Origin of the sequence: Streptomyces sp. NPDC006923 (genome assembly GCF_040635655.1) — a bacterium.
In the GTDB taxonomy this organism is placed as follows: Bacteria; Actinomycetota; Actinomycetes; order Streptomycetales; family Streptomycetaceae; genus Streptomyces.
Genome location: NZ_JBEYIF010000005.1, coordinates 436,224 through 449,455 on the forward strand (window position 1 = coordinate 436,224; position 13,232 = coordinate 449,455).

Consider the following 13,232-nt stretch of genomic DNA (forward strand, 5'->3'; position numbering starts at 1 on the left):
CGGGCGCTGACGCGTACCGACGGACAGTCCTCTGGCCCAGGCCCAGTGGCCGGCTCAGTAGAGCTTGGCGACCGCCGTGCGCGTGGTCTTCTTGAAGCCTTCCAGCGGCGCGCCCTCCAGGTCGCCGAGCCGGCCCCACACGATCACCGTCACGGCCCTGCCGTCCCGCCCGACCGAGTAGAGCGAGATGTCGGTGGAGCCGATCTCGGTGTCGGAGGTGTCAATGCTGTAGACATGGGCGCCCTCCTCGACATTGATCCGGCCGTGGTGGAAGGCCTCGCCCTCCAGCGTCGGGTACTGCTCCTTGAGCCGGTCGAGACAGCTCTCGACCGAGGCGCGGAGCTTCGCGGCCAGAGCGTTCGCCCTGGACTCGCTGACGGCGACCGTGATTGTCTGCCGGGCCGTGGTGTCCAGGTCCGTCCTGAACTCACGGTGCCTGCTGCCCGACTCGGGCGCGACGCCCCGGGTGCAGAAGTCGGCGGCCACGCCGGGCCGCACCGGGTCGGCCTGCCACGGTGTGCTCGCGGCCGGCAGCTGAGACGCCGACAGAAAGGCCGGCGCCACGGGAGCGGCGGCGGCCGCGGTGATCGAAACGATGGTCATGCAGGAGGCCGCGGTGGTCAGCGCGGCAGCGCGGAGCGTTTTCATGGAAGTGCTTCCCCGTTGTCGTGATCGGTCGAACAATCACCAGCTTTGACGGGCCGTGGGACGGCCGCAAGCGGCTGAGACCCCCGTGGCACGGTGGAACCATTCCACCCCTTTTGACGTGGGAGTCTTCAGCGGGGTGGAACGCCGTCCCGCGACGGCCGGGGGGAGCTGAGAGGCGTGGGCACACCGGGGGAGACCGATTCCGAGGAGTTCGCGCGGCGGCTGCGCGAGATCCGGGACGGCTCGGGCCGCAGTTACGGTGCGCTGGCGCGCCGGATCGGGGTCAGCGCGTCGACACTGCACCGGTACTGCTCGGGCAGCACGGTGCCGATGGAGTTCGCACCGGTCGAACGGCTGGCGCGGCTCTGCGGACGCGGAAGCGAGGAAGTGCTCTCGCTGCACCGCCTGTGGGTGCGCGCGGACGCGGAACGCCAGCGGCGCCAGGAGGGCGGCGCGAGTACGGCGGGCCCGGCGGAGACAGCGGCCACGGTCGCCACGGGCACGGCGGCCACGGCGGCAACGGCCCCGGAGCGCGCCGCCGCGGCTTCCCGGTCGGAGAGGGCGCGAAGCCTGGTCCGCCGGTGGGTCGTCCGGCGCACGGGCTACTCCGCCGCCGCGACCCTGGCCGCGACGGTCCTGGCGATCGCCCTGGTCCTGGCCTTCGACCAGTCACCCTTCGCCCCGGCCGACGGGGACCGCGCCACCGGACAGCGGAACGGCGACAGCGGTACGGACACCGCACCGCCGCCGGGTGAGAGCCCCGCGCCGCGCGCGCTCACCACCTCCGGGGCGCCATCCACCCCCACGGCCTCGCCGACCGGTACGGGCCGCTCCGGCGGCCAGGGCTCGCCCCGTCCCGGTACGAAGTCCGCCGCGCCGACCGGGGCACCGGACTCCCACGGCACCGGCACCCCGCTCACCTGGAGCGTCAACCAGCATGTGTGGCTGGGTGGTTGCGGGCACGCCTATCTCGTCAAGGGCGGCCCGTCGGCCGTACCTCCGCCGCCCACCGAGTCCGACGCCGAGCCCTGGGCCCGGTCCGTCGGCGCGGTGCACGCGGGCGACACCCGGGTGCGGATCACCGTGCAGGGCAGGAGTGACACCGCCGTTGTGCTCCAGGCCGTCCATGTCAGGGTCGTCGCGCGGCGGACGCCACTGGCGTACAACGTCTACACCATGAACAACGGCTGCGGCGGCGCCCTCACGCCCCGGCTCTTCGACATCGATCTCGACCAGCCCCGGCCGGTCGCCCACTCCCGGGCGGGCAACGACTCCGGCGAGCCGATTCCCGCCGTCTCCTTCCCGTACCGGGTGTCCGCCAAGGACCCCGAGGTCCTGCTGTTCACCGGCCGCACGGCCGACTGCGACTGCGACTGGTATCTGGAGCTGGAGTGGAGCAGCGGCCGGCGCACCGGTGTCGTACGCGTCGACGACAACGGACAGCCGTTCCGCACGAGCGGCCACCGGGGGCGGCCCGCCTACGACTACGACACCGGAGCGCGCCGCTGGATCCCGGCCGGGACCACGGCCTCGTCGGGGACGCCCGACACCGGTGAAACAGGCGACACGGGTGCCACTGACAACACCGGCGAGACGGCGACAGCGGCGGGCGCCGCCGGCCCGGGCACCCGGCGCGTCAGTCCGCCGCCCGCAGCCGCTCCGCCTCCGCGGTGAGCCAGTCCGGGCTGACCATCTCGGCGTTGTGTCCGCCCGCTTCGGCGGCCCGGACCAGCGCGTCGGCGGCCGCCCGCGGGTCCGGCGCCGTCCGGGCGCGGGCCGCCTCGGCCAGCGCCCGCGCCGCCGCCACTTCCGCCGCCCCGGCGAGCTGGAACGACACCGTCGCCCGCTCGGCGGTCTCGGCCCCCCGCTCGAACCGGCCGTCGGTCCAGTACGCCCACGCCATGTTGTGGAGACAGACCCCCTCGGCGCGCGGATTCTCCATCTCCGACGACTCCTGGAGGGCCGCCTCCAGCGCGGCCAGCGCCTCCGTGAGCCGGCCCAGGGCGATCAGCGAGACCCCCTGGGCGTTCAGCGCGTAGTTGATCGCCTCGCGCACACCCGCGTCGCGGTACGCCCGGACGGCCCTGGCGCCCGCCTCGATCGTCTCCTCCCAGCGGCCCAGGACCAGCAGCGCGGTCGTGCGCGCGTTCCAGGAGCGGGCCTCGGCGAGCGGGTCGCCATGGGCGCGCGCGAGGCCGCTCAGCCGGTCGGCGTCGGCGAGGGCCGCCGCTCCGTCGCCGAGGGAGCTGTGCGCGAGGCTGAGGCTCAGAATCGCGTGGATCTCGCGCTCCGCGTCACCGATCTCGTGGGCCAGATCGGCCGCCCGGGCCAACGGACCCACCGCCGCGTCGAGGTCCCCCAACTGCCGGTGCGCGTCACCCAGACCGAAAACGGCGTGTTGCAGCCCGCGTCGGTCGTCGAGGCGGCGTGCCAGCTCGGCGGCCTCGGTGAAGAGGCCGACCGCCTGCGCCATCGGGCCCGCGCTGAGCCGGGCGTGCCCGTATCCACCGACATGGGCCAGGCGCGCCCGCTCGTCGCTCAGCCGTCCGTCCACGGCGAGATGCATGGAGATCACCGCGAGCACCGAGCCCTGCCAGACCATCCACTCGCTGATCGAACCGAGGACGATCGCGGCTTCGTCGAAGTCCTCGGCGCGCAACCGGTGCTCGAACTCGCGCCGCTGCGGCTGGAGGTCGTCCAGGGTCCGCCAGGCCGTGCGCGGCGAGGCGATGTGCGCGTACCAGTCGGCGACCCGCCGCTCCACCGACTGCCGGCCCAGCGCGCCGGACCACGGCATCTCGCCGTAGGCGAGGTCGGCGTCCATCGGGTGCAGCGCGAAGGTGCGGCTGGCGCGGTCCACCGACAGCATGCGTACCCGCACCAGGTGGGACAGGGCAGCCGCGACATCGAGGCCGGGGGCGAGTCCGGCCACGATCCATTCGATCGCCTCCCGGGGCGCAGGGGTGCGCAGCGCCGCGAGGAGGTTCAGTACGGAGCGGCTCCCGGGATCGAGCCGGTTGTACCGGTCCTGGGCGAGGCCCGCGACCACATCGCCGCGCAGGGTGAAGTCCTCCAGTACGTCCTGGAGGGTCGGCAGGGCCAGGGTGTCGTCCGCCATGGCGCCGACCAGCAACTCCAGTGCGCGCGGCACTCCGTGGACCCGGACCGCCGCCCGCAGCAACTGCTCGTCGGACAGCCGCGCCACACCGAGGCTGCCGTCCTGGTCGAGCTCGCGCAGCAGTGTGACGGCCTCCTCGGGCGGCAGCCCCTCGGACAGCTCGACCTCGGCGGCGAAACGGCGCAGCTCCGGTGCGAGCCGTAACGGCACCTGCGAGGTGACCAGCAGCCGAGGGGTGGAGCGGGCCCGGAAGAGACAGTCGAGGAAGGTGGAGAGTTCCTCGTCGTCGAGCCGGCCGTCGTCCTGGAGCCGGTCTTCGAGGTTGTCCACCAGGATGACGAAGAGCCGGTCTCCCATCGCGGTGAACAGCTCGCCGATCTTCTCGTGCAGGGACCGGTTCGAGGCCCAGACGCCGAGCAGCCGCGTCTCGCTGTCCGCGCCGAGCAGTCGGGCGCAGTCGAAGTAGAGGCGTTCCAGGGAGACCCCCGAGGTGCGGGTGCTCAGATTGACCAGCCCCGACGGCAGCGGCGCCCGGGCGTGACCGGGCCACTCGCCCCGTTCCAGCAGCTCCATGACCTTGGCAGCGACCGCGCTCTTGCCGATGCCCCGCCGTCCGGTGACGGTCACCATGCGGATGGCCGGGTCGGAGAGATACCGGCCGATCAACTCGCGTTGCCGCGTGCGGTCCTTGAACAGTTCGAGCCCGTGTGTGACCGGGAGCCCGATCACCTTGGAACTCCCCCGGCGGGGACCCGCGTCCGAACCCATACGACCACCCGTCCTGTCCGCCTCCGGCTCCGCCGCCAGCGGGCCCCGTGAGCTGACCCCGGTCGGCACCGCCGACATGTCCGGCAGCGCTCCCGGGTCGGTTATCGCCAACAGACTGACCAACTGCCCACGACGGGGCTCGTCAACCCGGCGCAGGGTGTGGTCGACCCGGGCGGCGGTCAGCCGGCCGGATCCTTCCCAGCGGTGGTGTTCGGCGACCACTCCGACGATGTGACGTCCGGCCCACACCGCCGCACCCGACATGCCGGCCCAGGGCGACGCCCCCGGCTGCGGGTCGGCGCCCGCCGGTGCGACGGTGATCTCCAGGGTGCCGGTTCTCAGGTTGGACAGCGCGGCCACGGTCCCGTCGGCCTGGTGCAGTTCCCGGAACTGCCCGCCATCGGGACGGGGCCGCTGTTTCCACAGCGGGAACCCGGCGGTGTGCACATGGACGACGGCATGACGGTCGTCGCCGATACGGCCGAACCGCGCGGGTGTGACGGCGGCGGCGCCCGGCGGCGGTGTGAACGTCAGGACGGCCACATCGGTGCCGGTGTCGGACCAGGCCACCGTCGCCGCCACCGCCCACTGGCCGGGCCGGTCGGCGTCGAAGCGCACGCGCACCCCGGCGGCGCCGGCCACGACATGCGCCGCCGTGAGCACCGCCGTGTCGGTGACCCGGTAGCCGGACCCGCGCCGCCGGCCACCCGCGGTGTCGACGACGATCACCTCGGCGATGCGGCGCGGGTCCAGTCCGCCGTCGCTCTGCCGGGCCCTCACCTGCTGCTCCACCCTGGTCCGGCCACGGCCCCCGTCAGTCCTCACCGGGCAGTTCGTCGCCCGAGATCAGCGCCGCGCGGTCCGGCTGGTCCCTGCGTATCGGCTGGAGCGTCAGGGTGATCCGCTGAGTGACCATGTCGGCCCGCCGCGCGGTGGCGTTGGCGTCGAACACCCAGAAACGGACCTTCACACCGGGCTCGCGGCTCCGCTCCACCGCCACGGTCAGCTCCAGCTCGACCTGCTCGGCCCTGAACCGCAGATCGGCGTGTTCACCGGCCCACATCGCGCGGCTCAGTTCCTGGCGCAATTGCCAGATCATGTCCGCCAGTTCGACCGCGTCGTCCACAAGCAGGCCCCCCACCACTCGCCTGATCAGCCGCCCACCGGGCTGCGCCACATCATTCACCATCACACCTCCGGCCGTCGGTGGATTGCCACGACGATCCGACCGGTTCGATGGCATGCGGGACGCGTCATGTGCCGTATCGCCCCAATCCCGGGACGGGCACACCGGTCACACGCGTCGCGCGCCCGGAGTCAGGCGGCGGGCCGCCAGCCCAGCGCCGGGCCCAGGGCGGTGGCGATGTCCGTGAGGATCTGGACATAGTCCTCGTGGTCGAAGGTGAAGGGCAGCGCGAACGCGACCTCGTCGATCTCCCGGAACGCGGCGTGCGCGTAGAGCCGTTCGGCGATCTCCGCCGAGGGCCCGACAAGATCGGGCGCGAACATCATCCGCGCCGGGCCCTGCGGTGTGGCGGTCCGTGGCAGCCGCTTCCTGGCGTACGCGTCGTACTTCGCGCGCTGCTCCGGTGTGGCGGTGTCGGTCGGGATGACGACGAGTCCCTGCGAGACGCGGGCGCGGTCGCCGTCCGGGTGGTGGGCGCGGAACGTCCGGATGTGCGAGAGCTGGATCTCGGCGAAGTCCTCGGACTCCTCGGCCTTGACGACACTGCTGGTCAGGAAGTTCATTCCGTGCTCACCGGCCCACCGCGCCGACCGCAGGCTGGCGCCTCCGTACCACATGCGGCGGCCCAGGCCCTCGGCGTGCGGCTGGACACGGTTGGAGAAGACCTCGAAACCCTCGACCCCGCTGAAGTCGGTGGCGGGCTCGCCGCGTACGAAGTCCAGCAGCCGCCGCACCCGTTCGTAGCCGAAGTCCTCGGCGTCGGCGGTGTCGGGGTGGAGGGCCTGCTTGACGGTGTCGTAGTGCATCGGCGGACCGACACTGACGCCCGGATTGAGCCGGCCGCCGGACAGGATGTCGACCGTCGCCAGGTCCTCGGCCAGCCGCAGCGGATTCTCCCAGCCCAGCGGGATGACGGCGGTGCCCAGCTCGATACGGCTGGTGCGCTGCGACGCCGCCGCCAGGACCGCGACGGGGGAGGAGATGCCGTACTGCAGATGACGGTGCCGGACCCACGCGCTGTCGAAGCCCAGCCGCTCACCCAGTTCGACGATCTCCAGTGTCGACTCGTGCCCCTGCCGCGGGTCGGCCTCGTCGAACAGCCCAATGGTCAGAAAACCCAGCTTCCGCAACGGCTCCGAGGTCAGCGGCACGGGGTTCCTCCATCGTCCACGGCATGCTCGGCCGCATACCCGACCGTCCCGATGATGTCAGGTCCCGTGACGGCCGCGCGGCCCGGCACAGCCGCTCCGCCGTGACCGCGAACGGTCGGCCGAAGAGCGGACGCCGAAGGCCGGTTGGAGGACAATGACTGCCCATGGCCATCGACTACCGCAAGCGCCCGGCCACCGGCCGCGGCACGCCCGCCGCCGCGATCAGCCTGGAGAAGGTCGCCGCCCGGGCTCCCGGGCTGGTCAGCCTCTACAAGACCGCCGCGATCTCGTTGGCCAAGCACGATGTCGGCGGGCGGCGGGCCGCCGTGTACCTCGTTCTGGACCGCTCCGGGAGCATGCGTCCGTACTACCGCGACGGCTCCGTGCAGCACCTGGCGGAGCAGACGCTCGCCCTGGCGGCCAACCTCGACGACGACGGTGTGGTGCCGGTCGTCTTCTTCTCCACGGACATCGACGGGACCGCCGAGATCAGCCTCGACGCCTACCGGGACCGGATCAGCCCGCTGCACGAGTCCCTGGGCCATATGGGACGTACCAACTACCATCTCGCCATGCGGGCCGTCATCGACCACTACCAGGCATCCGGAGCCGCTGATCCGGCGTTCGTGGTCTTCCAGACCGACGGCTCACCCACCTCCAGGGCCGCCGCCGAGCAGGTGCTGTGCACGGCCGCGAAACTGCCGATCTTCTGGCAGTTCGTCGGGTTCGGCGACGACGAGTTCCGCTTCCTGCGCAAGCTCGACGACCTGGCGGTGCCCGGCCGGCGCGTGGTCGACAACGCCGGGTTCTTCGCCGCCGGGGCCGCACCGAAGGCCCATTCCGACACGTACCTGTACGACCAGTTGCTGCGGGAGTTCCCGCTGTGGCTGTCCGCCGCACGCGCCGCCGGCATCGTCGGGGACTGAGGCGCGCCGATCAGCGGCGGGCGCGGTCCGAGGCGCAGCGGACACAGGTGCCGGCCGCCGGGCGCGCCTCCAGGCGTGCCGCCGGAATGGGCTCGCCGCACCTCTCGCACCGTCCGTAGTCGCCTCGCTCCAGCCGTTCCCGCGCCCGGTCCAGCTCGGCCAGATGGTCGCGCGCCCGCGCCAGCAGGGCGGCGACATGCGCCCGCTCGAAGGCGGTGCTCGACCCCTCGGGGTCGTGCTCGTCGTCGACCGCCACCAGGGCGTTCGCCTGGACGATCGCGTCGTAGTCCCGGCTCAGCGCCGCGATCTGCGCGCTGGTGTCGGCCTGTTCCGCCGTCAGCCGCGCGCGGACGGACGCACGCTCGGGCGGCTGGAAAACGGAATCATCGGGCGGATTACTCACAAGCATCACAACACCGGCATCCCGGCCCGCATTCCGTACGTTCCCACGCCCCGGCTCCCGGACCGCGGATCCACGGGCCCGGCCGCACCGAACCGTGCTCGCTACGATCGTCGGCGTGTGCGCAAACATCATGGTCGCCGAAGACGACGCGAAGCAGGCCGAACTGGTGCGCCGCTATCTGGAGCACGAGGGACACGCGGTCGTGGTCGTCGAGGACGGCCGCGCGGCTCTTGAGGAGGTCCGTCACGGGGAGCCCGACCTGCTCGTCCTCGATGTGATGATGCCCCGCACCGACGGCCTGGACGTGGTGCGGATCCTGCGGGCCGAGGGCCGGGAGGTGCCGGTGCTGATGCTGACGGCCCGCAGTACCGAGGACGATCTGCTGCTCGGACTGGACCTCGGCGCCGACGACTACATGACCAAGCCGTTCAGCCCTCGTGAGCTGATGGCCCGGGTACGCACGCTGCTGCGCCGCAACCGGCGCACCGCGGCCCCCGCGCCCGCGCCCGTGCCCGCCGCAGTCGAGGACGAGGTGCTGTCGGTGGGCGCCCTCAGGGTCGATCCGGCCCGGCACGAGGTGACGATCGGGGACACACGGGTCGTCTGCACGCCCGGCGAGTTCCGCATCCTCGCCGCGATGGCGACGGAGCCCGACCGGGTCTTCACCAGACAGCGGCTCCTGGAAGAGCTGCACGGCTTCGACAAGTACATCAGCGACCGCACCGTCGACGTGCACATCATGCATCTGCGCAAGAAGATCGAGCGCGCTCCCCGGCGGCCGGCCCGGCTGCTCACCGTTTTCGGCGTCGGCTACAAGCTGACGGACCCCGCGAAGGACCAACCTCGTGCGTCGTCCTGACAAGCGGGCGCGGCTGCCGCTCCGCAAGAGCCTGCACGGCCGGCTGCTGATCGTGTCGGTGCTGGTGGCCTCGTGCTCCGTCGCCGCCACCGCCTGGCTCGCCGTACAGACGACCTCCGGAGCGATCCGCCGGCAGCAGGGGCAGAACCTCAGCTCCGACGCCAAGATCTACGACACCCTGCTCGGTTACGGGGCCACCCATCCGAGCTGGGAGGGTGTCGACGACACCGTACGAGCACTGGCCAAGCGGTCCCAGCGCCGGATCGCGCTGACCACCGAGGACCGGCGCCCGCTCTCCGACTCCGCCGCGGGCACCTCGTCCGCCGTCCCGCTGCCGCCGGTGGCCTCGGCGGTGGTCGACCCGCTGTCCGTCGACACCCTGCTGGTCCCCGAGGCCGGCGCGGCCGGTGCGGACCGGGTGGATCCGCGCGCCGTCGGGCCGTTCCTGCTGCCGGGGAAGGAACGTACGGAGCTGCGCCGGGTCGCCGCCGCGAATGTGGAGTGCCTCAACACGCTGGGCATCGCCGCGGATGTCGTCGAGAGCCCGAGCGGGCGGCCCCATGTCCAGTACGTGGGCAACGACACCGAACGCCCCCTGGAACTGAAGTGCCTCGCACCCGGGTCGGACGCCCCCACCACGACCGAGAAGAAGGCCCTCCGCGCCCTCAACCAACTGGCCGACGCCTGTCTGGAACGCCAGGGCCGGAAAGGCGTGAAACTCAACCTGGACCTGTCCTGGGACCGGGGGTACGGCCAGCTGCCCAGGGAGGTCGTCCAACCGGTCCCGGAGCCCGTGCCCGACATCAGCAGGGAGCGGGCGGTCGCGCGGCGGGCGGCCGAGGAACGCGCGGCCCAGTCGGGGGCGTCCGGGCGGCGAGCGGCCACGGACCGCGCGGCCGAGGCCGCCGGCAGCGGATACGACCGGGCCATCGCCAACTGCGTCGGCAGCGCCCGCCGCGAGCAGCTCACGGCGTATGTCTCCGCGCCGGCGCTGCTGTTCATCGACGACCCGGGCGCCGTCAGCGTGCCCGGTTTCGACCTCTCGCCGGCGAACACCGCGCGCATCGTCGGGGTCACTGCCCTTGTCCTCGCCCTGACCGTCGGCGCCTCGGTGATCGCCGGGGCCCGGCTCGTACGGCCGCTGCACGCGCTCACCGGAGCCGCTCAGCGGATGCGGGACGGCCTGGACTCGGCGCCCGTGCCGGTCGGCTCGGACAATGAGATCGGGCGGCTGGCGACGGCCTTCAACGACATGGCCGCGCACCGCGCCCGGCTGGAGGAGCAGCGCAAGGTGATGGTCAGTGACGTCGCCCACGAACTGCGCACTCCGCTGAGCAATATCCGTGGCTGGCTGGAGGCGGCACAGGACGGTCTGGCCGATCCGGACCCGGCGTTCGTCTCCTCGCTCCTGGAGGAGGCCGTGCAGCTTCAGCACATCATCGACGACCTTCAGGACCTCGGGGCGGCCGATGTCGGCGCGCTGCGGCTGCACCGGGAGCCGGTACGCGTCGACGATCTCCTCGGCCAGGTCGCCGCGGCACACCAGGGTCTGGCGGAGACCGCGGGCGTCACCCTGGCGCTCGCCCCGGCGGCGCCGGGCACCCGCAGGCCGCCGCCGCTCGACGCCGACCCGGTCCGGCTGCGCCAGGCCGTCAGCAACCTGGTCTCCAACGCGGTACGCCACACGCCGCCCGGTGGCCGGGTGACGCTGCGCGCGTATGTCACCGAGGCCGGGGACGAGGTGGCCGTCGAGGTGGCCGACACCGGCAGCGGTATCCCGGCGGACGATCTCCCGTATGTCTTCGACCGTTTCTGGCGGGCGGAGAAGTCCCGCAACCGGTCCACCGGCGGCAGCGGCCTCGGCCTGGCCATCGTCCTCAAGCTCACGGAGGCCCACGGCGGAACGGTGAACGTGGAGAGCACCGAGGGGCGGGGCTCGGTCTTCACCGTACGGCTGCCCGCGCCGGGCGGGACCGGGGCGGACGCGGCGAACGAGCGCGCCGAGGCCACCGACGAGCCCCCTGCCGGGCCCTGATGCGATGACCATGACGTCCTGACAGCTTCTTCACACGTGGCCGCCAGTCTTGAGCCCTGCCCGGAACCTGGTGCGAATCGGCATCCAGGTACCACCAAGGCCGGGCTGGAACTGGAGCGATACATGTCCCGCCATCTCCGCCTGCATCTCGCCGTTCTGACCGCCGTCACGGCCGGCGCGATGCTCGTACCGACCGCCGCGGCCGTCGCCGAAGACCAGGCCCCGTCGCCGGTCCCGTCGGCCGCCGCGCAGTCCACCGAGGGTGACAAGGCCCTCGACAAGAGGAAGGCCGAAGCCGCGAAGGCCGAGGCGGCCAGGGCCGAAGCCGCCAAGAGCGCGCCGCGCGGCGGTGTCGCCGCGGGCGAGGCCCCGGCCGGAAACTCCGGCAGCCCCGCTCTCATCGGTTCGGCCGCCGGGGTGCTGCTGCTCGCGGGCGCCGGCACCCTCGTCCTGCGCCGCCGCTCCGCCGAGCGGCACACCGTCTGACCGGCGTCCGCCCCGCACAACGGTGGCGCCGTCCTTCGCCGGGCGGCGCCACCGCCACGTCACCCCGCCCTGGAGCCCGTTGTGTCCCTCGCACACCCTCCGGTACGCCGCTTCGGCACCGTGCCGGCCCTGACCCGCCTCGCCCTCGCTCTCGCCGTGCCGGCGGTCCTGACCGTGCTCACCGGCTGCTCGTCGCCCGCAGACCCGGCCGCTGCGGCCTCCCGCGCCCCGGCCTCCCGCGCCGCCGCCGTGTCGCCCGGAACTCCGGAGGCCACGCGCACGGCGGCCCCCGTCACGGTCGCCATTCCCTCGATCGGGATCAGCAGCTCCCTGATGGAGCTCGGGCTCAACGCGGACAGCACCGTGGAGGTCCCGCCGGCCGAGAAGGGCATGACGGCCGGCTGGTACGTCGGCGGCGCCGTGCCCGGCGAGGCCGGCGCCGCCGTCATCATCGGGCACAACGACACACGCTTCGGCAAGGCCGTCTTCCACGACCTCAAGAAGATCGCCGAGGGCGCGGACATCACCGTGACCAACGACCGGGGAGAAGCGGCGCACTTCACCGTCACGGGCACCGAGAGCGTCAGCAAGAACGCGTTTCCCACCGCGAAGGTCTACGGCCCGACCAAGGACCACGCCCTGCGACTGATCACCTGCGACGGCGACTTCGACGCCCAGGGCCACCCGGTGAACAACCTCATCGTCTACGCGACCCTGGACTGACCTGGCGGCAGCGAGCGGACGGGCACGGCGCTCCGGAACCCGCCGGCCGGCACCGAACGACCGGCACCGAACGGCCGGCACCCGACAACCGGCGTCAGCCGCGCGAGGTGGTCTCCCGGACCCAGGGCAGCGCGAACCGTTCCATGGCCACCAGCGCGAAGTACAGCAGGATGCTCATCAGCCCGATCAGGATGATCGCCGCCCACGCGGTGGCGGTGTCACCGACCCCGCCGGCCTGCACGATCAGATAGCCCAGCCCGCTCTCACCGGCCTGGAACTCGCCGATGACCGCGCCGATCGCGGCCAGCGGCATGGCGACCTTCAGCCCGACGAAGATCTGCGGCAGCGCGGCGGGCAGCCGTACCTTCCGGAACGCCTGCCAGCGTGAGGCGTCCAGCGAGCGCGCCAGTTCGGCGAGATCCGCCGGGGTCGAGGTGAGGCCGGTCGCGGTGGAGAGCACGATCGGGAAGAAGCAGAGCAGGAAGACCATGGTCAGGACCGGCGTCCGGCCCCAGCCGAGCGCCCCCACGAGCAGCGGCCCGAGCGCGATCTTCGGGACCGCGTTGACGGCGACCAGCAGCGGCGTGAACATCCGCTCCAGGATCCGCGACCCGGCCAGTGACAGTCCGATCAGAACGCCGCAGACGGTGGAGAGTACGAAGCCGACAACCGTCTCCACCGTGGTGTCGCCCGCGTGCTCCAGGAACCGTCCCGGGGCCGCGGTGAACGCCGAGAGCACGGCACCGGGCGGCGGCAGCACCACCGGATGGACCGCCCGCAGCACCGAAGTGAGCAGCCACCACACGCCGAGCGCGACCAGCAGCCCGGCCGAGGGCAGCAGCACGGCACCGGCTCCCGCCCCGCGGCGTGGGCCGGATCGCGGCACGGGCACCGGTTCCGGAGCCGCCGCGGGGGCCGGCCGCGGCGGC

Annotated in this window: 12 protein-coding genes; 6 read left to right on the forward strand and 6 right to left on the reverse strand. The window is 72.8% G+C overall.

Features of this window, described 5'->3' with window-relative positions; all coding sequences use genetic code 11:
• Positions 1–54: 54 nt before the first annotated feature.
• Complete coding sequence (locus tag ABZ707_RS13000) at positions 55–648, reverse strand: hypothetical protein (RefSeq protein ID WP_360172338.1); 594 nt, start codon at positions 646–648, stop codon at positions 55–57.
• A 177-nt stretch (positions 649–825) separates the two neighbouring features.
• Here ABZ707_RS13000 and ABZ707_RS13005 point away from each other — a divergent pair, with 177 nt between their 5' ends.
• Entirely contained in the window at positions 826–2,322 is a 1,497-nt protein-coding gene (locus ABZ707_RS13005) for a helix-turn-helix domain-containing protein (protein WP_360172341.1), read from the forward strand.
• Here ABZ707_RS13005 and ABZ707_RS13010 read toward each other — a convergent pair.
• From ABZ707_RS13010 to ABZ707_RS13020, 3 genes are all read right to left on the reverse strand, one after another.
• Complete coding sequence (locus tag ABZ707_RS13010; RefSeq protein WP_360172344.1) at positions 2,285–5,359, reverse strand: tetratricopeptide repeat protein; 3,075 nt, start codon at positions 5,357–5,359, stop codon at positions 2,285–2,287. The genes ABZ707_RS13005 and ABZ707_RS13010 overlap by 38 nt on opposite strands.
• Complete coding sequence (locus ABZ707_RS13015) at positions 5,349–5,723, reverse strand: trypco2 family protein (RefSeq protein WP_360172348.1); 375 nt, start codon at positions 5,721–5,723, stop codon at positions 5,349–5,351. Before ABZ707_RS13015 ends, ABZ707_RS13010 begins: the two co-directional genes overlap by 11 nt.
• A 128-nt stretch (positions 5,724–5,851) precedes the next feature.
• Entirely contained in the window at positions 5,852–6,871 is a 1,020-nt protein-coding gene (locus tag ABZ707_RS13020; RefSeq protein WP_360172351.1) for an LLM class flavin-dependent oxidoreductase, read from the reverse strand.
• Between the two features lie 164 nt (positions 6,872–7,035).
• Between ABZ707_RS13020 and ABZ707_RS13025 the strand changes: the two genes are divergently transcribed.
• The gene (locus tag ABZ707_RS13025; RefSeq protein WP_360172354.1) at positions 7,036–7,797 is read left to right on the forward strand and encodes a VWA domain-containing protein; all 762 of its coding nucleotides are present in this window, start codon (positions 7,036–7,038) and stop codon (positions 7,795–7,797) included.
• A gap of 10 nt (positions 7,798–7,807) precedes the next feature.
• On the opposite strand, the gene ABZ707_RS13030 is transcribed toward ABZ707_RS13025, so the two are convergent.
• Entirely contained in the window at positions 7,808–8,200 is a 393-nt protein-coding gene (locus ABZ707_RS13030; protein WP_360172357.1) for a TraR/DksA C4-type zinc finger protein, read from the reverse strand.
• A 130-nt stretch (positions 8,201–8,330) separates the two neighbouring features.
• Between ABZ707_RS13030 and ABZ707_RS13035 the strand changes: the two genes are divergently transcribed.
• The 4 genes from ABZ707_RS13035 (at position 8,331) to ABZ707_RS13050 (ending at position 12,303) form a co-directional block, all read left to right on the forward strand.
• A complete protein-coding gene (locus ABZ707_RS13035; protein ID WP_360172602.1) occupies positions 8,331–9,059 on the forward strand; it encodes a response regulator transcription factor in 729 nt (242 codons plus the stop codon).
• Positions 9,046–11,094, forward strand: coding sequence for a HAMP domain-containing sensor histidine kinase (locus ABZ707_RS13040; protein WP_360172360.1), 2,049 nt, complete (start codon positions 9,046–9,048; stop codon positions 11,092–11,094). Before ABZ707_RS13035 ends, ABZ707_RS13040 begins: the two co-directional genes overlap by 14 nt.
• A gap of 123 nt (positions 11,095–11,217) precedes the next feature.
• Positions 11,218–11,580 carry a hypothetical protein gene (locus tag ABZ707_RS13045; protein WP_360172363.1) on the forward strand — a complete coding sequence of 121 codons (363 nt, stop codon included), beginning with the start codon at positions 11,218–11,220 and terminating at the stop codon, positions 11,578–11,580.
• A 156-nt stretch (positions 11,581–11,736) separates the two neighbouring features.
• Positions 11,737–12,303 (forward strand): class F sortase, encoded by a 567-nt coding sequence (locus ABZ707_RS13050; RefSeq protein ID WP_360172605.1) that lies wholly within the window; start codon positions 11,737–11,739, stop codon positions 12,301–12,303.
• Between the two features lie 94 nt (positions 12,304–12,397).
• On the opposite strand, the gene ABZ707_RS13055 is transcribed toward ABZ707_RS13050, so the two are convergent.
• Entirely contained in the window at positions 12,398–13,147 is a 750-nt protein-coding gene (locus tag ABZ707_RS13055) for an ABC transporter permease (protein ID WP_360172366.1), read from the reverse strand.
• Between the last annotated feature and the right edge of the window lie 85 nt (positions 13,148–13,232).

Coding starts and splice junctions, on each gene's coding strand:
- ABZ707_RS13000 (WP_360172338.1), bottom strand. CDS start 648: ATGAAAACGCTCCGCGCTGCCGCGCTGACCACCGCGGCCTCCTGCATG.
- ABZ707_RS13035 (WP_360172602.1), top strand. CDS start 8,331: ATGGTCGCCGAAGACGACGCGAAGCAGGCCGAACTGGTGCGCCGCTAT.
- ABZ707_RS13025 (WP_360172354.1), top strand. CDS start 7,036: ATGGCCATCGACTACCGCAAGCGCCCGGCCACCGGCCGCGGCACGCCC.
- ABZ707_RS13015 (WP_360172348.1), bottom strand. CDS start 5,723: ATGGTGAATGATGTGGCGCAGCCCGGTGGGCGGCTGATCAGGCGAGTG.
- ABZ707_RS13045 (WP_360172363.1), top strand. CDS start 11,218: ATGTCCCGCCATCTCCGCCTGCATCTCGCCGTTCTGACCGCCGTCACG.